Origin of the sequence: Caballeronia hypogeia (assembly GCF_001544875.2) — a bacterium.
GTDB lineage: Bacteria > Pseudomonadota > Gammaproteobacteria > Burkholderiales > Burkholderiaceae > Caballeronia > Caballeronia hypogeia.
Genome location: NZ_FCOA02000003.1, coordinates 191631 through 211986 on the forward strand (window position 1 = coordinate 191631; position 20356 = coordinate 211986).

The following is a 20356-nucleotide window of genomic DNA, read 5'->3' on the forward strand; positions in this document are numbered from 1 at the left end:
CAAATCGGACGTAACCGAATGTTAAGCGTTCGGTCTTGATTTTTCAGACAAATCGACAGCGAGACCGGTTGCCGGCCGCGCTATTTGTCCATTTCCGTGCGCGCCCCGCTCGTGTCCTCCGAGGGACTCGCAGCCGATGCCCCTGCGTGCGTATTCGACGCGCCGCCTTCCCGCGCTGACCATTCCTGCAGCTTGCGGCCGGCCGACTGGAGGCCCGCGCCGGTCGAGCTCGCGGCATTGCTGATCGCGGCGTTGGTCGCGCTCGCGGCATTGTCGAGATTCGCGCGCGCGGTAGCGGCGACGCTGCTGGCGGACATATCGGGCATCGAGCCGGCGCTGTCGAAATTCTGCTGCGCCGACTGCTTCGCGGCATCGACCTTCTGGCCGACGTAGCTCGCCGCCTGATCGAACTTCTGGCTGGTCTGGCTCGCGATGTTGTTGAATGCGCCGGCGGCCTGTCCTGCGCTCGCGTCGTGCTTTTCGCACGCGGCGAGCGCGCCGAGCGCCGCCAAAGCCAGTGCGATACGGGTCATGGGAGTCATCTGCATGGTGTTACCTTCTACCTGATACGTGCGCGTCACGTGCGGTCCGTCGAAACTGGCGCTCATCATACGCTGCCGGCGCAGGCCCTCACGGAACGCCGCGCGCACTGTCACACGAAAGGCGCAGCGCCGGGCATAGACTGAGCAGCGCGGCGTGCGCCCGCCGCTTCTTTCTAACCACTCACTGACGAGGTTTAGCGATGGCCGCCAAGAAGATTCTGTTCCTCACCGGCGATTTTGCCGAGGACTATGAAACGATGGTTCCATTCCAGGCGCTGCAGGCCGTAGGCCATACGGTCGATGCGGTGTGCCCCGGCAAGAAGCGCGGCGACTACGTGAAGACGGCGATCCACGACTTCGAAGGCGACCAGACCTATACGGAGAAGCCGGGCCATCGCTTCACGCTCAACGCCAGCTTCGACGATATCGACGCGGGCCGTTACGACGCCCTCGCGATCGCCGGCGGGCGCGCGCCCGAATATCTGCGCCTCGATGATCGCGTGCTGGAACTGGTGCGCCATTTCGCGCAGGCGAAAAAGCCCATTGCGGCGGTTTGCCATGGCGCGCAACTGCTCGCCGCGGCGGGCGTGATCGATGGGCGTCGCATCTCGGCATATCCCGCCTGCGCGCCGGAAGTGCGCCTCGCGGGTGCGACCTTCGCCGATATTCCCGTCGACGAGGCTGTCACCGACGCAAACTTCGTCACCGCTCCGGCATGGCCCGCGCATCCCGCGTGGATCAGGCAGTTTCTTGCGCTGCTCGGAACACGCATCGAGCTTTGAAACCTTGCATCACAGGAAAGGCTGGATGCCTTTCGGCGGCATCCAGCGGAGTGCTTCGAGACGGAACCGGCGAAATAGAATTTTTCCTCTACATTTAAGAGACTTCCCGTTTTGGCACGCTGGCGGCTTGAAATATATTGCCGCCTTCCCTGCCCGTTCCAACGTCTCCGCCATGCTCTACATGAACGCCGCCGTCACCCTCGTCGCCGGGCTGATGCTGTTCGAGCCATTCACCCGCGCTCCTGTTTCCCGGTTCACTTCGCCCCGTGTACGCCGCAGCGTGGCGCATCGCGCCTTTTATCAGGCAGCGGCCGCCTTGCTCACGGCGTTGCTGATTGCAACCAACCCGCCGCCGCCCGAGCGAATTTCGCCCCTCGTGGTACTGGGGGTCGCCGCATTGCTGGTTTTGGCGAGCATCTACTGGATCGTGCGCGGCAAGCGCCTGCTCAGACAACGCCGCGTGTTCACCGACCTGCACTGATCTCTTCGCGCGACGCGACGCCGTCGTGCACCTTCACTCGTCTCATCACACCGCTTCCTCGCGCGTGCCTTCCTCGATGACCCGCTGACCCACGTCTCCAAGCGGCGCGTGGTTGATGCAGGTATATTCCCGTCGAAGCATTTCGCGAACGCGCGGACGAAAAAAAAGGCGCTACGTTTCCGTAGCGCCTTAAAAGTTCTAGCCATTCCGAGGGCCGTGCTAGAACCTGAGAGCCTGTCTTCGATCCTTACGCGGAAAGCCATGTGGCACGTCGCTCCGGTTTCGAAATTCGGTTCCATTTTTTCCGGGATCGCTGCCCAAGTCAAGCAAAATTTCACGCTCCGGGCAACTGCCCAAGTTTCGTTCATGCGACATCGATTGCAAAAAAAGTGACATAACTGGTACAGCTTACCGTCAAGGCTTGCATCGCTTGCAAGTTTCAGTTTCTGCGCCTGTAGAATAGTGCTTTCGCCTGTAATCGAAACGATGTTTCACAAAACGAATCCCCATGCAAAATGATCGGTCACAGACCCGGGACCGCGGCCGCGAGAAGGAAGGCGAGGAAGTCACGGCGCTCGCGCGCGGGCTCGACGTGCTGCGCCGGATCGCCGCCGCGGACGCGCCCGTCAGCAATCGCGAACTGACCGACTGGACCGGTATTCCGAAGCCCACGGTATCGCGCATCACGGCGACGCTGGTCGGTGCGGGGTTGCTGCATAGGCTGCCCGACAGCGAGCGCTTCGTGCTGACCGCCGCCGTGCTCGAACTCAGCAACGGATTTTTGCGCAATTTCGACATTCGCGCCCGGGCGCGCCCGTTTCTGATCCGCCTGGCCGAGCGCACGGGACTCTCGGTTCACCTTGCCGTGCGCGATCGTCTTGAGATGGTTGTAATCGATGCCATCCGGCCGCGTTCCGCCGTGCTCGTGTCACGGCTCGAAGTGGGCGGCCGCATGGATTTGAGCCGCACGGCGGTCGGCCGCGCGTATCTCGCGGTGCTGACGGACGCGGATCGGCGGGCGCTCATCGGCAGCCTGCAGACGGCGTCGGGCGACGACTGGCCGTCCATCGCGGGCGGCCTGCAACGCGGCCTCGACGACGCGCTGCGCCTGGGCTTCGCGATTTCGCTGGGAGAATGGCATCACGGATTGAATGCGGTGGCGGCGGGCTTCGTCGGACCATCCGAGGAGCGTTATTCGGTGAACTGCGGCGGGGCCGCGCATCAGTGTCCGCGCGACACGCTGATCGAGGAAGTCGCGCCCGCGCTGCTCGAATGCGTCGAGCGCATCACGCGCGAAATCGGCGGCACGCACGCGAGCACCACCGCGCGCGACGCGGGTTAGACTACGCGGCGTCTCATGTCGCAAAAGCACATCGAAAGCCTGTGCGAGCGTGCGTGTAACCGTCGTAACCAACCGAAAGAATGCCCGGTGGACGCCCCGGGTGCGGGCACGTAGCATCATGCTTCGCGCGCGCCGGGCTGTGCCTGATTCGGCCCGACTTCACGGGCCGGCGTTCCCGCCGCTCTCGAAGGCCTGTCCTTTTCACGGCCTTTCGTTCCGCTCGCGGTTCATGCGCGCGACGCAAAGCATTGCGTTTCCGAACCGCGAACCGCCGCCCGTCCGCGCACCGTACGACTGACTTGAAAGACCCAGCCACCGAACCGATGGACGACCAAAAGAACACTCCCGGGCAAACGCGCCCGACGCCTCCCGCGCCCGCCTATCAACCCGAACAGCGGCGCCGGAGAATCGTGCCGCTCATCGTCGCGATCCTGATCGTCGCTGGGGCGATCGCGTGGTGGCATCCGTGGAGCCGCGGCGGCACCAGCGGCTCGGGTGCGCCGCAGGAAGCGCGTCAGGGCGGACGGCGCGGCGCGCCGAACGCGATGAACCAGCCGCAGCCCGTGCATGTGGCGAGCGTGACGCAGGGCGAGATGCCCGTCGTCATCAATTCGCTGGGCACAGTGACGCCGCTCGCCAATGTCACGGTGAAGACGCAGCTGAACGGCACGCTGATGGAAGTCGCGTTCCAGGAAGGCCAGATGGTCAAGAAAGGCGATCTGCTCGCGCAGATCGATCCGCGTCCGTATGAGATTTCGCTGCGCAACGCGCAAGGCACGCTCGCGCGCGATCAGGCGCTGCTGCAAACCGCCCGCCTCGATTTGCAGCGCTACCAGACGCTGCTCTCGCAGGATTCGATCGCCAAGCAGCAGGTCGACACGCAAGCCTCGCTCGTGAAGCAGTACGAAGGCGCGGTGAAGTCGGACCAGGCGAATGTCGATACCTACAAGCTCGATCTCACCTACGCGCGCATCACGGCGCCAGTGTCGGGACGCGTCGGGCTGCGGCAGGTCGATCCGGGCAACTACGTGACCACCGGCGACACCAACGGTGTCGTCGTCATTACGCAGTTGCAGCCGATCAGCGTGATCTTCACGACCTCCGAGGACAACCTCGCGGCCATTCTCAAGCCCTTGCACGCGGGCACGAAGATGTCGGTCACCGCGTACGATCGCGCGAACACCACGGCGCTCGAATCGGGCTATCTCGAAACCGTCGACAACCAGATCGACACCACCACCGGCACCGTCAAGCTGCGCGCCGCCTTCGACAACAAGGGCGGCATGCTCTTTCCGAATCAGTTCGTGAACACGAAGCTGCTCGTCGATGTCGTCAAGAACGCGACCATCGTGCCGACGCCCGCGGTGCTGAACGGCTCGTCGGGTGCGTTCGTCTATGTTGTGAAGCCGGACAATACGGTGACCGTGCGCAACGTGAAGATCGGTCCGGTCGATGGCGAGCGCACCAGCATCAAATCCGGTTTGCAGGTGGGCGAGCGCGTGGTGATCGACGGCTCCGACCGCGTGAAGGAAGGCGCGAAGATCACGATTCCGGCCGAGAAGGCGAAAGCGGCTTCGGGTGCGTCCGGCGCATCGGCGGCCGTGCCCGCGTCGGCGGCTTCGGGTGCTTCGGGCGCTCGTCACGGCGGGCATCGACATCAGCTACAGCAGTAAGCGCAAGCACTAACGCATGAATCCATCCCGCATTTTTATTCTGCGCCCGGTCGGCACGGCGCTCCTGATGGCGGCGATCATGCTGGTCGGCCTGGTCGCGCTGCGCTTCCTGCCGCTCTCCGCGCTGCCCGCCGTCGACTATCCGACGATCCAGGTCCAGACCTTCTATCCCGGCGCGTCGCCCGACGTGATGACCTCCAGCGTCACCGCGCCGCTGGAAAAGCAGTTCGGACAGATGGCGAGCCTGAACCAGATGTCGTCGCAGAGTTCGGCGGGCGCATCGGTGATTACGTTGCAGTTCTCGCTCGATCTGCCGCTCGATATCGCCGAGCAGGAAGTGCAGGCGGCGATCAACGCGGCGGGCAACCTGCTGCCGTCCGACCTGCCCGCGCCGCCTATCTACGCGAAGGTGAATCCCGCCGACGCGCCCATCATGACGCTCGCGGTCAGCTCGAAGACGCTGCCGCTCACGCAGGTCCAGGATCTCGCCGACACGCGCCTCGCGCAGAAGATTTCCCAGGTGGCGGGCGTGGGTCTCGTGTCGGTGAGCGGCGGCAACCGCCCCGCCGTGCGCATTCAGGCGAACACGCGCGCGCTGGCGTCGTACGGTCTCAACATCGACGACCTGCGCACCACGATTTCCAACCTCAACGTCAACACGCCGAAGGGCAACTTCGACGGCCCGACGCGCGCCTACACGATCAACGCTAACGACCAGTTGACCGACGCCAACGCGTACAAGAGCGCCGTGGTCGCCTATCGCAACGGCCGTCCGGTCATGCTGACGGACGTCGCGACCATCGTCGAAGGTCCGGAGAACACGAAGCTCGGCGCATGGGTCGACTCCACGCCCGCGATCATCCTGAACGTGCAGCGCCAGCCGGGCGCGAACGTCATCGCCGTGGTGGACGGCATCAAGAAGATCCTGCCGCAGTTGCAGCAGTCGCTGCCGGCCGCGCTCGACGTGCGCGTCGTCACCGACCGCACCACGACCATCCGCGCGTCCGTGCGCGACGTGCAGTTCGAACTCGCGCTTTCCGTCGTGCTGGTCGTGCTGGTCATCTATCTGTTTCTGGCGAACGTCTACGCGACCATCATTCCGAGCTTGTCCGTGCCGCTCTCGCTGGTCGGCACGCTCGCGGTCATGTATTTGTGCGGCTTCTCGCTCGACAACCTCTCGCTAATGGCGCTGACCATCGCGACCGGCTTCGTCGTCGACGACGCCATCGTGATGATCGAGAACATCGCGCGCTACGTGGAGGAAGGCGAGTCGCCGCTCGAAGCTGCGCTCAAGGGCTCGAAGCAGATCGGCTTCACCATCATCTCGCTGACGGTTTCGCTGATCGCGGTGCTGATCCCGCTACTCTTCATGGGCGATGTCGTCGGGCGCCTGTTCCACGAATTCGCAATCACGCTCGCGGTGACCATCGTGATTTCGGCGGTGGTCTCGCTCACGCTCGTGCCGATGATGTGCGCGAAGCTCCTGCGCCACACGCCGCCGAAGGAAAGCAAGCGCTTCGAGGCGCGCGCGCACCAGTTCATCGATTACGTGATCGGGCGTTACGCGGTCGCGCTGAACTGGGTGCTGGCGCGGCAGCATGCGACGCTGTTCGTGTTCGTGCTCACGCTCGCGCTCACCGCGGTCCTGTACGTGTACATTCCGAAAGGCTTCTTCCCGGTGCAGGACACGGGCGTGATCCAGGCGATCACGCAGGCGCCGCAAGCGGCGTCGTACAAGGCCGTGGCCGACCAGCAGCAGGCGCTCGCGGCGAAGATCCTGACGAACCCGGACGTGGAGAGCCTGACTTCCTTCGTCGGCGTGGATGGCAGCAACATCACGCTCAACAGCGGGCGCATGCTCATCAACCTGAAACCGCGCGACGACCGCAGCAACTCGTCGAGCGACATCATCCGCACGATCCAGAGCGAAGTCGCGGACATTCCCGGCATCAAGCTGTACATGCAGCCGGTGCAGGATCTGACGATCGACTCCACGGTCAGCCCGACGCAGTATCAGTTCATGCTGACGGACCCGAATCCGTCCGAGTTCGCGGAATGGGTGCCGAAGCTGGTTGAGCGCCTGCAGCACGCGCCGGTGCTGACGGACGTCGCGACCGACCTGCAGCAGAACGGCCAGTCGGTGTACATCGAGATCGACCGGGCGACGGCGGCGCGCTTCGGCATCACGCCCGCGACGGTCGACAACGCGCTCTATGACGCGTTCGGCCAGCGCATCATCTCGACGATCTTCACGCAGTCGAACCAGTACCGCGTGATTCTCGAAGCCGAACCCACCGACGCGCACTACAGCGAAACGCTGAATGGCATCTATCTGCCCTCCTCCACCGCGAGCAACGGTCAGGTGCCGCTTTCGGCCATCGCGAAGTTCCACGAGCGCGCGGCGCCGCTGCTCGTCACGCATCTGGGCCAGTTCCCCGCGACGACGGTGTCCTTCAACCTCGCCAAGGGTGCATCGCTTGGCGAGGCGGTGAAGGTGATCGAGCAGGCGAAGCAGGAAATCGGCTTGCCCGCGTCGTTCCAGATCCGCTATCAGGGCGCGGCGCTCGCGTTCCAGTCGTCGCTGTCGAACGAACTGTTCCTGATCCTCGCGGCCATCGTCACGATGTATATCGTGCTGGGCGTGCTGTACGAGAGCTTCATCCATCCGATCACGATTCTCTCGACGCTGCCCTCCGCGGGCGTCGGCGCGCTGCTCTCGCTGATGATCACCGGGCACGATCTGGACATCATCGGCATCATCGGCATCGTGCTTTTGATCGGCATCGTGAAAAAGAACGCGATCATGATGATCGACTTCGCACTCGAAGCCGAACGCGACGAAGGCAAGCCGCCGCGCGAAGCGATCTTCCAGGCCTGTCTGCTGCGCTTCCGCCCGATTCTGATGACGACTCTGGCCGCCTTGCTCGGCGCGCTGCCGCTGATGGTCGGCTGGGGCGCGGGTTCCGAGTTGCGCCATCCACTGGGCATCGCGATCGTCGGCGGCCTGATCGTGTCGCAATTGCTCACGCTGTTCACGACGCCCGTCATCTATCTCGGCTTCGATTCGATCGCCCGCAAGCTGCGCGCGCGTTTTCACCGCGACACGCCTCCCGCGCCGGCCAGTGAGGGACGCTGAGCCATGAACCTGTCGCGCATCTTCATCGACCGGCCGGTGGCCACGACGCTGCTGGCCATCGGCATCGCGCTCGCTGGCATGTTCGCGTTCGTGCGGCTGCCCGTCGCGCCCTTGCCGCAAGTCGATTTCCCGACCATCTCCGTGCAGGCGTCGCTGCCCGGCGCGAGCCCGGAAACGGTCGCGACGAGCGTGGCGAGCCCGCTGGAACGGCATCTCGGCACCATCGCCGACGTGAGCGAGATGACGTCGATGAGCGCGGTCGGCACGACGCGCATCACGCTGCAATTCGGCCTGAACCGCGACATCGACGGCGCCGCGCGCGACGTGCAGGCCGCTATCAACGCCGCGCGCGCCGACCTGCCCACCGCGCTGCGCCAGAATCCGACGTACCACAAGGTCAACCCCGCCGACGCGCCCATTCTGGTGCTCGCGCTCTCCTCGCCCACGCGCACGGCGGGCTCGCTTTACGATTCGGCCGCGACCGTGCTGCAGCAGACGCTCTCCACCGTGCCGGGCGTCGGCGAAGTCGACGTGAGCGGCTCGGCGAATCCGGCGGTGCGCGTCGAGCTGGAGCCGGGCGCGCTGTTTCATTACGGCATCGGTCTGGAGGACGTGCGCGCGGCGCTCGCGTCCGCGAACGCGAACAGTCCGAAGGGCGCGATCGAATTCAAGGGCAACCGCGTCCAGCTCTACACCAACGATCAGGCGAGCAAGGCAGCGCAGTACAAGGACCTCGTGGTCGCGTACCGCAACGGCTCGGCGGTAAAGCTCTCGGATGTCGGCGAAGTGGTCGATTCGGTCGAGGACCTGCGCAACCTCGGCCTCATCAACAACAAGCGCGCGGTGCTGGTGATTCTGTATCGCCAGCCGGGCGCGAACATTATCGAGACGATCGACCGCGTGAAGTCGATGCTGCCGCAGCTGCAGGCCGCGCTCCCCGCCGACGTGCAGATCACGCCCACGGCCGACCGCTCGACCACCATCCGCGCGTCGCTGCACGACACGGAAATGACGCTCGCCATTGCGGTCGCGCTCGTCGTGATGGTCGTGTTCCTGTTCCTGCGCAACTGGCGCGCGACGCTCATTCCGAGCGTCGCCGTGCCGATATCGATCATCGGCACGTTCGCGGCGATGTATCTGCTCGGCTTCTCGCTCGACAACCTGTCGCTGATGGCGCTGACCATCGCGACCGGCTTCGTTGTCGACGACGCGATCGTCGTGCTGGAGAACATCACGCGGCATGTGGAAAAGGGCATGCCTCGCATGCAGGCCGCGATACTCGGCGCGCGCGAAGTCGGCTTCACGGTGGTGTCGATGAGCGTGTCGCTGGTCGCGGTGTTCCTGCCCATCCTGCTGATGGCGGGCATCATCGGACGGCTGTTCCGCGAGTTCGCACTGACTTTGTCGCTCGCGATCGCGGTGTCGCTGGTCGTCTCGCTGACCGTCACGCCGATGATGTGTTCGCGCCTGCTGCGGGAGCCGCACGAGCGCAAGGAGGAAGGCCGCATCGCGCAGTGGCTCGAACGCCAGTTCCAGCGCATGCAGCGCGGCTATGCGCGCACGCTCGGCTGGTCGCTGCGGCATCCGCGTTTCATTCTGATGACGCTGATCGCGACGGTCGTGCTCAACGTCGTCCTCTACATCGTCGTGCCGAAGGGCTTTTTCCCGCAGCAGGACACCGGGCGCATCATCGGCGGCATTCAGGCGGACCAGAGCACCTCGTTCCAGGCGATGAAGGTCAAGTTCGCGGAGATGATGAAGATCGTCGAAGCCGATCCGGCCGTGGACAGCGTCGCGGGCTTCACGGGCGGGCGCTCGACCAATTCGGGCTTCATGTTCATTTCGCTCAAGCCCAAGAGCGAACGCAAGGTGTCGGCCGATCAGGTCATCAATCGCCTGCGCAAGCCGCTCGCGGACGTCGCCGGCGCGCGCACCTTCCTGCAGGCGGTCCAGGACATTCGCGTGGGCGGGCGGCAGTCGAACGCGCAATATCAGTTCACGCTGCTGTCCGACACGACCTCCGATCTCTACAAGTGGGGGCCGATCCTCACCGACGCGCTGCAAAAGCGCCCCGAACTCGCCGACGTCAACTCCGACCAGCAGCAAGGCGGCCTGGAAGCGATGGTCACCTTCGACCGCGCGACCGCCGCGCGGCTCGGCATCAAGCCCGCGCAGATCGACAACACGCTTTACGACGCGTTCGGCCAGCGCCAGGTGTCGACCATCTACAACCCGCTCTCGCAATATCACGTGGTGATGGAGGTCGCGCCGAAGTACTGGCAAGACCCGGAGATGCTCAAGCAGATCTACATCAGCACCTCGGGCGGCACGGCGAGCGGCTCGGCGTCGACGCAATCGACAACGACATCGGCCACGACTTCCGCCACGAGCGGCACGACATCGAGCGCCTCGACCTCGACGGGCGCATCGGACGCCACCGCCGCCCTCGCGCTCGCCGCCGTGAAGAACTCCGCGACCAACGCGATCGCGGCGACGGGCAAGAACGGCTCGTCGTCGGGCGCGGCGGTGTCCACAACGAAGGAAACCATGGTGCCGCTCTCGGCCATCGCGAAGTTCGGGCCGGGCAACACGCCGCTTTCGGTGAATCACCAGAGCCAGTTCGTCGCCTCGACGATTTCCTTCAACCTGCCGCCGGGCAAGTCGCTCTCGGACGCGACCGCCGCGATTTACGAGACCATGGCCGAGATCGGCGTGCCGCAGACCATCCACGGCAGCTTCCAGGGCACGGCGCAAGCGTTCCAGCAATCGATCACCTCGCTGCCCATTCTCGTGCTCGCGGCGCTCGCGGCGGTGTATATCGTGCTCGGCATTCTGTACGAGAGCTATATCCACCCGATCACGATTCTGTCGACGCTGCCTTCGGCCGGCGTCGGCGCGCTGCTCGCGTTGCTGCTGTTCAAGACGGAGTTCAGCATCATCGCGTTCATCGCGGTCATTCTGCTCATTGGCATCGTGAAGAAGAACGCGATCATGATGGTCGACTTTGCAATCGAGGCGACGCGTCATGGCGCGAAAACTTCGCGCGATGCGATCGAGGAAGCGTGTCTGCTGCGTTTCCGCCCGATCATGATGACGACCGCCGCCGCCCTGCTCGGCGCACTGCCGCTCGCGTTCGGCACCGGCGAAGGCTCGGAGATGCGCGCGCCGCTCGGCATCGCGATCGTGGGCGGCCTGATCGTGAGCCAGATGCTCACGCTCTACACCACGCCCGTCGTCTATCTCTATATGGACCGCTTCCGCATTCGCGCGGAAGAGCGGCGCGCGCGCCGTCAGGGCCGCTCGCGTCCGGCGAACGCGGCGGAGTAAGCGCCACGCGAAAATGCTGCGGGCGCAAATGCATCCCGCAGCATTCTGCGAGGAAATGGCCTACTTTGTCGTGTAAGGGCCCACGGCGAGGGAGCGTTCGCGCATGAAAACGCTGAAAGTTCTGCTGATCGGCGCGCATGGGCGCACGGGATGTCTCATCGCGCGACGTCTGCACGACGAAGCCATCACCTTTCGCGCGCTGCTGCGCAAATCCGCGCACAAGAGCGAATTCGCGGCGATGGGCGCCGAGATCGTGCTCGGCGATCTGAATCACGATTTCTCCCACGCCTTCGACGACATCACACACGTGATCTACGCGGCCGGATCGGCGGAGGCGGAAGGCATCCACGAACAACGCGCCATCGACCGCGACGCTGTCATGCGCACCGCCGATTATGCAAAGCGCCGGCGCGTGCAGCAGCTCGTCGTGGTGAGCGCGCTGTCGGCGTTCTATCCGGAGCGCAGCGGTTTCGCGCTGCGCCACTATTCGCGCATGAAGCGCGAAGCCGATGAATACGTCGCGCATCGCGGCGTGCCGTATGCGATTCTCCGGCCCGGACCGCTCTCGGATGAACCCGCGCATGGCGCGATCGCGCTCGCGGATGAGCACACCGCGAACCAGCCCGAAGTGTCGCGCGCTGACGTCGCGCGCATCGCGGTGAAGTGCGTCACGCGCGGCATCCACGACCGGGTGATCGCGTTCGTCGGCGGTGAGACGCCGATCGACGCCGTGTTCGACGCGTTATGTATCCAGCCCGTGCGCACGTTCCATCACGCCGCGCCGACCAGCCGGTAACCCACGCCTGTTTCCGTCACGATATGCTCCGGCTGCGCGGGATCGCGTTCGAGCTTCTGGCGCAGATGCGCCATGTAGATGCGCAGATAGTGCGGACTCTCGACGTGCGACGGCCCCCACACTTCCAGCAGCAATTGCCGATGCGTCAGCACGCGGCCAGCGTGACGCACGAGCGTCGACAGCAGCCGGTATTCGATCGGCGTCAGATGCACGTTTTCGCCGCTCTTCATGACGCGCCGCAGCGCGAGATCGACGGTGACATCGCCGAAATTCACGACGGGCGTCTCGCTCGCCGACGCCTGATTGCGCCGCCGCAGATGCGCACGAATCCGCGCCATCAGCTCGGAGACGCCGAAGGGCTTGGTGAGGTAATCGTCGGCGCCGGCATCGAGCGCGGCGACCTTCTGCTCTTCCTGCGTGCGCGCCGACAGCACGATGATCGGCAGTCCAGTCCAGCCGCGCAGCTCGCGGATCACGTCGATGCCGTCGGCATCCGGCAAGCCGAGATCGACGATCACGAGATCGGGCTTGCGCGTCGCCGCCTCGACGAGACCTTGCTGTCCCGTTTCCGCCTCGTGCACGGTCATGCCCTGCGCTTCCAGCGACACGCGCACGAAGCGGCGGATCTGCTTTTCGTCCTCGATCAGGACGACGGTTGCGGACGGCTCGTTCATCGGGCGGCCGTCCTTGGCGTGTGTCGTCGTTTCAAGGCAGCAGGATCGTCGAGCCGGTGGTCTTGCGCGCTTCGAGGTCTTCGTGCGCCCTGGCCGCATCGGACAACGGATAACGCTGACGCACGTTGGTCTTGACCTTGCCGGACGAGACGACCTCGAACAGCTCGGCCGCCATCGCATCGAGATCGCTGCGTTTGGCCATGTAGCTGAAGAGCGTCGGCCGCGTGAAGTACAGCGAGCCGCGTCCGGCGAACTCGGACGAGTCGATCGGCGGCAACGGTCCCGACGAATTGCCGAAGCTCACGAACAGCCCGAGCGGCGCGAGGCAGTCGAGCGAGGCGATGTACGTGTCCTTGCCGATGGAATCGTAGACCACGGGCACGCCCGCGCCGTTGGTGATCTCGCGCACGCGCTGCGTGAAATTCTCGCGCGTGTAGACGATCGGGTGGTCGCAGCCATGCGCCTTCGCGAGCGCGGCCTTTTCGTCCGAGCCGACCGTGCCGATGACGGTCGCGCCCAGCGCCTTCGCCCACTGGCACGCGAGCATGCCGACGCCGCCCGCCGCCGCGTGGATCAGCACCGTGTCGCCCGCCTTCACGCGATACGTCCGGCGCAGCAGATATTGCGCGGTCAGGCCTTGCAGCATGATGGAGGCGGCGTCCTCGTAGCTGATCGCATCCGGCAGCCTGACGACGTAATCCGCCGACATCACGCGCTCCTCCGCATACGCGCCCGGCGGACGCGACGCATACGCCACGCGATCGCCCGGCTTGAACTGCGTCACGCCCTCGCCCACCGCCGTCACTTCGCCCGCGGCTTCCATGCCGAGGCCGCCGGGCAGCGGCATCGGATAGAGGCCGGTGCGGAAATAAACATCGATGAAATTGAGCCCCACCGCGTGATGCTTCACGCGGATCTCGCCCTTGCCTGGCGCGCCCACGTCCACGTCGACCCACTTCATGACTTCGGGGCCGCCTGCCTTCTCGAACCGGATTGCCTTGGTCATCGTTTCGTTCTCCTTGTTCGTGCTCACGACGCCCGCGCAAAGCGCAGGCGCAGGTCGTCGAGAATCATGCGCGCCGTCGCGATGTTGGTCGCGCACGGCACGTTGTGGACGTCGCATGCGCGCACGAGCGCATTGATGTCGGGCTCGTGCGGCTGCGGCGTCATCGGGTCGCGCAGGAAGATCACGATATTCACGCGCCCTTCCGCGAGTTCCGCGCCGATCTGCAGGTCGCCGCCGTGCGGGCCGGACAATTTGCGCTCGACCTCCAGCCCGTGCGCCGCCGCGATGCGCCCGCCGGTCGTGCCCGTCGCGACGAGATCACATTGCGCGAGCGTGTCGACGAACTCGCCCGCGAGCGTGACGATGTCGTCCTTTTTCATGTCATGCGCGATCAACGCGACGCGTGTGGTCATCGGAGGCTCCATCTCAGTAGGTGCCCGGGTAAGCGCCGCCGTCGATCAGCAGGTTCTGCCCGGTGATGTAGCCCGCGTGCACGCTGCACAGGAACGCGCAGGCCTTTCCGAATTCTTCCGAGGTGCCGAAACGTCCGGCCGGCAGGCTCTGCGCGCGGCGCGAGCGCATTTCATCGACCGTGATGTTCTGCGCCTTCGCCTGCGCTTCCATGGTCACGGCGATGCGGTCGGTGTCGAAGGTGCCCGGCAGCAGGTTGTTGATCGTGACGCCGGTGGAGGCGACCTTGCGCGCGACGCCCGCGACGAAACCCGTCAGCCCCGAGCGCGCGCCGTTGGAGAGACCGAGCACATCGATCGGCGCCTTCACCGACGAACTCGTGATGTTCACCACGCGCCCGAAGCCGCGCTCGATCATCCCGTCGATGGTCGCCTTGATCAGCTCGATCGGCGTAAGCATGTTGCCTTCCAGCGCCTTGATCCACATGTCGTGCGTGAAGGTACGGAAGTCGCCCGGCGGCGGGCCGCCCGCGTTGTTGACGAGGATGTCCGGCGCGGGACAGGCCGCCAGCGCGGCGGCGTGGCCCTCTGGCGTCGTGATGTCGCCCGCGACCGTCGTCACCGTTACGCCGTAAGTCGCGCGGATGTGCGCGGCGGTCGCTTCCAGCGTTTCCGCCGTGCGCGCGGTGATCACCAGATTCACGCCCTCGGCGGCGAGCGCTTCCGCACAGCCGCGCCCGAGCCCCTTGCTCGCCGCGCATACGAGCGCCGTGCGCCCCGCGATTCCCATGTCCATTCGTCCATCCTCCGTGATCGTTCTTACGTTGATGCGGCATGCGCGATGCGGCGCATGGTCTCTCGCGCAATTCTAGAAGAATCGGGGCGGTAACGTCGGCGGCCGCCGCGGACTTGCAGCGACCGACCCGCACGATTCTTCCAGGGTGTGCGCGGGTTTTCGGTAAACTGTCGCCACTGTCCGTCCGGGCACGGTCAGAGGACCGCGCCTTTTCCGGGCGTCAGAAGCAGAACACCACACGAGCAGGACGCGCAGCGCGCGCGAGACCCATGAAACAAGACAGCCGCTTTCCCAATCTCTTCATCCTCGATCACCCGCTGATCCAGCACAAGCTCACCCACATGCGCGACAAGGACACGTCCACGCGCACGTTCCGCGAGCTGCTGCGGGAAATCACGCTGCTGATGGGCTACGAAATCACCCGCAATCTGCCGCTCACGACCAAGCGCGTGGAAACGCCGCTCGTCGAGATCGACGCACCGGTGATCGCCGGCAAGAAACTCGCGATCGTGCCCGTGCTGCGCGCGGGCATCGGCATGTCGGACGGGCTGCTGGATCTGGTGCCGTCGGCGCGCGTCGGGCATATCGGCGTCTATCGCGCGGAAGATCACCGTCCGGTGGAGTATCTCGTGCGCCTCCCGCCCGATCTAGAGGAGCGCGTCTTCATCCTGTGCGATCCGATGGTCGCGACCGGCTACTCGGCCGTGCACGCCGTCGACGTGATGAAGCGCCGCAACGTGCTCTCCGAAAACATCGTTTTCGTCGCGCTGGTGGCGGCGCCCGAAGGCGTGAAGGTGTTCCAGGACGCGCATCCGGACGTGAAGCTGTACGTCGCGTCGCTCGATTCGCATCTGAACGACCATGCGTATATCGTCCCGGGACTGGGGGACGCGGGCGACCGCCTGTTCGGCACGAAGAACTGATTTTCGGCCCTGAATCCCTCCTGCCGCCGCGCCCTTCGCGCGGCGGTTTGCGTTTGCGGCGGGCTTTGCGGGATTTCGCCACGATTCGACCGCTTTTCGCACGGTTTGCACCGTTTTTCCGCTTGTCCGCCGACATCGCCGGCACTGAGAGCGCGCGCCGCCATGCTAAAATTTCGGTCTGTTCCTATTCGGGTCAGGCCGGATCGACGATCCTCGGGCCGACCCGCCCGCCGCCCGGGAATCGCGCGGCGAGACAGACACATTCAGCACGACAGCACACTAGGCGCACGGCGTACAGCCCCGCGCGCGATGGAGAAAGGTAATGGCGGGTCATTCGAAATGGGCCAACATCAAGCATAAAAAGGCCGCGGCCGACGCGAAGAAAGGCAAGGTCTGGACGCGCCTCATCAAGGAAATCCAGGTCGCGGCGCGCATGGGCGGCGGCGAGGCCGATTCGAATCCGCGCCTGCGTCTGGCCGTCGACAAGGCCTACGACGCCAACATGCCGAAGGACAACATCAACCGCGCGATCCAGCGCGGTGTCGGCGGCGTGGATGGCGCGAACTACGAGGAAATCCGCTACGAAGGCTACGGCATCGGCGGCGCCGCGATCATCGTCGACACGATGACGGACAACCGCACCCGCACCGTCGCGGAAGTGCGCCACGCATTCTCGAAGTTCGGCGGCAACATGGGCACGGACGGCTCGGTGTCGTTCATGTTCGACCACGTCGGCCAGTTCCTGTTCGCACCCGGCACGCCGGAAGACAAGCTGATGGACGCCGCGCTCGAAGCCGGCGCGGACGACGTCGTGACGAACGAAGACGGCAGCATCGAAGTGATCTGTCCGCCGAACGATTTCCAGAAGGTGAAGGACGCGCTGGACGCCGCCGGCTTCAAGGCGGAACTCGCCGAAGTAACGATGAAACCGCAGACCGAAGTCGAATTCAGCGGCGACGACGCGGTGAAGATGCAAAAACTGCTCGATGCGCTCGAAAATCTCGACGACGTGCAGGAAGTCTATACAAACGCCGCGATCGACGAAGACTGATTCGGATCGCGCCGGGGCGCGGCGCCGGCTCGGCAATTGGCCGACAGCCGCCCCGCCCTGCATGGAACGTCTTTCGCTTCGGCCCGTGTGCCGGAGCAGCGCCGCGTATCGACGCGAAGTCGACGCAGCGCCGCATCGCCCGAAAAGAAGGCGCGTGACGCAGCCGATGTCAGCGCGAGCCGCCTTCGCAGCGTTATGAACGCAGTCGTGCGCGCATGTGGGTGAAATGAGCGTGGCACGTGCGGGAATTCGGGACCGATGCGTCCGCCGCTTTTCTTCAAGCCGCTTTTAGTCAGGATTTCGGGGAATCAAATGAAGTTACTCGTCGTCGGTTCCGGCGGCCGCGAACACGCGCTGGCCTGGAAGCTCGCGCAGTCGCCGCGCGTGCAGATCGTCTATGTGGCGCCGGGCAACGGCGGCACCGCGCGGGACGAGCGCCTGCGCAACATCGACTTGACAGATGCGGCGGAGCTCGCCGATTTCGTCGAGAAGGAACACGTCGCGTTCACGCTCGTGGGGCCGGAGCAGCCGCTCGCGGCGGGCATCGTCAATCTGTTCCGCTCGCGCGGGTTGAAAATCTTCGGGCCGAGCAAGGAAGCCGCGCAGCTCGAAAGCTCGAAGGACTTCGCCAAGGCGTTCATGAAGCGCCACAGCATTCCGACGGCCGAATACGAAACCTTCTCGGATATCGCCGCTGCGCACGCGTATATCGACGCGAAAGGCGCGCCGATCGTCATCAAGGCCGATGGCCTCGCCGCCGGCAAGGGCGTGGTCGTCGCGGCGACGCTCGAAGAGGCGCACGGCGCCGTCGACGCGATGCTCGCCGACAACAAGCTCGGCGATGCCGGCGCGCGCGTCGTGATCGAGGAATTCCTCGCGGGCGAGGAAGCGAGCTTCATCGTGATGGTGGACGGCAAGCACGTGCTGCCGCTCGCCTCCAGCCAGGACCACAAGCGCCTGCTCGACGCGGATCGCGGCCCGAATACCGGCGGCATGGGCGCGTATTCGCCCGCGCCGATCGTCACGCCGCAACTGCACGCGCGCGTGATGCGCGAGATCATCCTGCCGACCGTGCGCGGCATGGAAAGCGAAGGCATCCGCTTCACGGGCTTCCTGTACGCCGGCCTGATGATCGACGCCGAGGGCAATCCGAAGACGCTCGAATTCAACTGCCGCATGGGTGACCCGGAAACGCAGCCGATCATGGCGCGTCTCAAGGGCGATTTCTCGAAGGTCGTGGAAATGGCGATCGACGGCAAGCTGGACGCCGTGGAACTCGACTGGGACCGTCGCACGGCGCTGGGCGTGGTGCTCGCGGCGCACAATTATCCGGAAACGCCGCGCAAGGGCGACCGCATCACCGGCATCCCGGCGGAAACCGAGAATTCCGTCACTTTCCATGCGGGGACCACGCTTACCGATGGCAAGCTCACGACCTCGGGCGGACGCGTGCTGTGCGTGGTCGGACTGGCGGATTCCGTGCGCGGCGCGCAATCCGTGGTCTACGATACAGTCAATCTGATCTCGTTCGACGGCATGCAGTATCGGCGGGACATCGGCTATCGGGCGGTGAACCGCAAGCAGTCCGCTGACAAGTCGGCGGATAAATCGGCGGAAAAGCACGGCTGATCGCGGTCCGAGTCGCCGCAGGCACCCGCGCTGCCGGACCTCGTGTCCGGCAGCGTGCTTTTGAGAGTTTCGAGACGAAGGGTTAACCCCGTCCAACCATGGCCGCCGACACGGCGCAATCCAGCAATCGATGAGTGATTCGAACCGCAGCGCGCAAGCACGCAAGGAACAGGACGCAACCCACGATATCGCGGCTGTGCGCGACTATCTGACGGGCTTGCAGACGCGCATCGCCGATGCGCTCGGCAACTTCGACGGCACCGCCTTCGCCACCGACGCCTGGACCCGGGAGCCTGGCGCGCATCTGCGCGGCGGCGGCGTGACGCGCATCCTGGAAGGCGGCGGTTTTTTCGAGCGCGGCGGCATCGGCCTCTCGGACGTGCAGGGCGACGCGCTGCCGCCCTCCGCGAGCGCGGCTCGCCCGCAACTCGCCGGGCGCGGTTTCGAGGCGCTGGGCGTCTCGCTCGTGATGCATCCGCGCAATCCGCACTGCCCGACCGTGCACATGAACGTGCGCATGCTCACGGCCATCAAGGAAGGCGAAGCGCCGATCTTCTGGTTCGGCGGCGGCATGGATCTCACGCCGATCTACGGCTACGAGGAAGACGCGCGGCAGTTTCACGAAGTCTGCCGCAACGCGCTGAATCCGTTCGGCGCGGAGTTGTATCCGCGCTTCAAGACGTGGTGCGACGAGTATTTCTATTTGAAGCACCGCAACGAGCAGCGCGGCATCGGCGGAATTTTCTTCGATGATTTCTCGGAGCCCGGCTTCGACAAATCGTTCGCGATGATGCAGAGCGTCGGCGACGCGTTTCTGCAAGCGTATCTGCCGATCATCGAGCGCCGTTGCGACACGCCGTATGGCGAGCGCGAACGCGAGTTTCAGGTGTACCGGCGCGGCCGCTATGTCGAGTTCAACCTCGTGTTCGATCGCGGTACGCACTTCGGCCTGCAAAGCGGCGGACGCACCGAGTCGATCCTCATGTCGATGCCGCCCGTCGCGAACTGGCGCTACGACTGGGCGCCCGAGCCGGGCACGCCCGAAGCGCGCCTGTACTCCGACTTCCTGGTGCGGCGCGAATGGCTGTGACCGCGGTTGTGAATCAGGCCGCGCCGTGCCCGAAGCGCGTCGGCCTGCTCGGCGGCACGTTCGATCCGATCCACAACGGGCATCTCACGCTCGCGCGGCGCTTCGTCGAGCTGCTGCAACTGACCGAGCTCGTACTGTTGCCCGCCGGTCAGCCGTGGCAGAAAGAAGGGGTTTCCGCGCCAGAACACAGGCTGGCGATGACGCGCGCGGCGGCGGCGTCGCTCATGCTCGACGGCGTGACGATCACCGTCGCCACCGACGAGATCGACCGCCAGGGCGACACCTATACCGTCGATACGCTCGCTCACTGGCGCGCGCGCGAAGGCGACGACGCCTCGATCACCCTTCTGATGGGCGCGGATCAGTTCGTCAAGCTCAATTCGTGGCATCAGTGGATGCGGCTTTTCGACTACGCGCACGTCTGCGTGGAGACGCGCGCGGGCTTCGACATCGCGCAACTCCCCGCCGAAGTCGCGGCCGAGTTCGCGCGGCGACGCGCGACGCCTGAAATCCTGCGAGCGAGCCCGCACGGGCACATGTTCATCGACGAGACGCTCCTGCTCGACGTATCCGCCACGGCGATCCGCGAGGCAGCGCGCACGAAGAGCGGCTCGGCCGAGGCACGCACTCAGGTCCCATCGACGGTATGGGACTATATTGTTCAACATCATCTGTACCAGACAAGGTAAGACACGGTA

At 65.1% G+C, this 20356-nt stretch carries 17 protein-coding genes; 12 read left to right on the plus strand and 5 right to left on the minus strand.

Annotated features, from left to right (window positions below):
* Positions 1-80: 80 nt before the first annotated feature.
* A complete protein-coding gene (locus tag AWB79_RS06950; protein WP_061166997.1) occupies positions 81-533 on the minus strand; it encodes a BCAL1086 family glycoprotein in 453 nt (150 codons plus the stop codon).
* Positions 534-742: 209 nt separating this feature from the next.
* Here AWB79_RS06950 and AWB79_RS06955 point away from each other — a divergent pair, with 209 nt between their 5' ends.
* From AWB79_RS06955 to AWB79_RS06985, 7 genes are all read left to right on the plus strand, one after another.
* Positions 743-1324, plus strand: coding sequence for a DJ-1/PfpI family protein (locus AWB79_RS06955; protein WP_061166669.1), 582 nt, complete (start codon positions 743-745; stop codon positions 1322-1324).
* A gap of 127 nt (positions 1325-1451) precedes the next feature.
* Entirely contained in the window at positions 1452-1805 is a 354-nt protein-coding gene (locus tag AWB79_RS06960; protein ID WP_157695706.1) for a hypothetical protein, read from the plus strand.
* Between the two features lie 508 nt (positions 1806-2313).
* A complete protein-coding gene (locus AWB79_RS06965) occupies positions 2314-3147 on the plus strand; it encodes an IclR family transcriptional regulator (RefSeq protein ID WP_061166671.1) in 834 nt (277 codons plus the stop codon).
* A gap of 323 nt (positions 3148-3470) precedes the next feature.
* Positions 3471-4820 carry an MdtA/MuxA family multidrug efflux RND transporter periplasmic adaptor subunit gene (locus AWB79_RS06970; protein ID WP_061166672.1) on the plus strand — a complete coding sequence of 450 codons (1350 nt, stop codon included), beginning with the start codon at positions 3471-3473 and terminating at the stop codon, positions 4818-4820.
* Between the two features lie 16 nt (positions 4821-4836).
* Complete coding sequence (locus tag AWB79_RS06975; protein WP_061166673.1) at positions 4837-7956, plus strand: MdtB/MuxB family multidrug efflux RND transporter permease subunit; 3120 nt, start codon at positions 4837-4839, stop codon at positions 7954-7956.
* Positions 7957-7959: 3 nt separating this feature from the next.
* A complete protein-coding gene (locus tag AWB79_RS06980; protein WP_061166674.1) occupies positions 7960-11283 on the plus strand; it encodes an efflux RND transporter permease subunit in 3324 nt (1107 codons plus the stop codon).
* A gap of 103 nt (positions 11284-11386) precedes the next feature.
* Positions 11387-12079: an SDR family oxidoreductase gene (locus tag AWB79_RS06985; protein ID WP_061166675.1), complete on the plus strand. Its 693-nt coding sequence runs from the start codon at positions 11387-11389 to the stop codon at positions 12077-12079.
* Here AWB79_RS06985 and kdpE read toward each other — a convergent pair.
* From kdpE to AWB79_RS07005, 4 genes are read right to left on the minus strand one after another with little or no spacing between them, the layout of a single operon-like run.
* Complete coding sequence (kdpE, locus tag AWB79_RS06990) at positions 12055-12753, minus strand: two-component system response regulator KdpE (protein ID WP_061166676.1); 699 nt, start codon at positions 12751-12753, stop codon at positions 12055-12057. The genes AWB79_RS06985 and kdpE overlap by 25 nt on opposite strands.
* A 31-nt stretch (positions 12754-12784) precedes the next feature.
* A complete protein-coding gene (locus tag AWB79_RS06995; protein ID WP_061166998.1) occupies positions 12785-13759 on the minus strand; it encodes a quinone oxidoreductase family protein in 975 nt (324 codons plus the stop codon).
* 23 nt (positions 13760-13782) lie between these two features.
* Positions 13783-14172 (minus strand): methylglyoxal synthase, encoded by a 390-nt coding sequence (locus AWB79_RS07000; protein ID WP_061166999.1) that lies wholly within the window; start codon positions 14170-14172, stop codon positions 13783-13785.
* Between the two features lie 13 nt (positions 14173-14185).
* Positions 14186-14965: an SDR family oxidoreductase gene (locus AWB79_RS07005; RefSeq protein ID WP_061166677.1), complete on the minus strand. Its 780-nt coding sequence runs from the start codon at positions 14963-14965 to the stop codon at positions 14186-14188.
* A gap of 269 nt (positions 14966-15234) precedes the next feature.
* Between AWB79_RS07005 and upp the strand changes: the two genes are divergently transcribed.
* The 5 genes from upp (at position 15235) to AWB79_RS07030 (ending at position 20347) form a co-directional block, all read left to right on the plus strand.
* The gene (gene upp / locus AWB79_RS07010; RefSeq protein ID WP_061166678.1) at positions 15235-15888 is read left to right on the plus strand and encodes a uracil phosphoribosyltransferase; all 654 of its coding nucleotides are present in this window, start codon (positions 15235-15237) and stop codon (positions 15886-15888) included.
* A 322-nt stretch (positions 15889-16210) separates the two neighbouring features.
* Entirely contained in the window at positions 16211-16939 is a 729-nt protein-coding gene (locus tag AWB79_RS07015; protein ID WP_061166679.1) for a YebC/PmpR family DNA-binding transcriptional regulator, read from the plus strand.
* A gap of 312 nt (positions 16940-17251) precedes the next feature.
* Positions 17252-18568: a phosphoribosylamine--glycine ligase gene (gene purD, locus AWB79_RS07020; protein WP_061166680.1), complete on the plus strand. Its 1317-nt coding sequence runs from the start codon at positions 17252-17254 to the stop codon at positions 18566-18568.
* Positions 18569-18698: 130 nt separating this feature from the next.
* Complete coding sequence (gene hemF / locus AWB79_RS07025; RefSeq protein ID WP_061166681.1) at positions 18699-19658, plus strand: oxygen-dependent coproporphyrinogen oxidase; 960 nt, start codon at positions 18699-18701, stop codon at positions 19656-19658.
* Positions 19649-20347 carry a nicotinate-nucleotide adenylyltransferase gene (locus AWB79_RS07030; RefSeq protein ID WP_061166682.1) on the plus strand — a complete coding sequence of 233 codons (699 nt, stop codon included), beginning with the start codon at positions 19649-19651 and terminating at the stop codon, positions 20345-20347. Before hemF ends, AWB79_RS07030 begins: the two co-directional genes overlap by 10 nt.
* Positions 20348-20356: the final 9 nt, after the last annotated feature.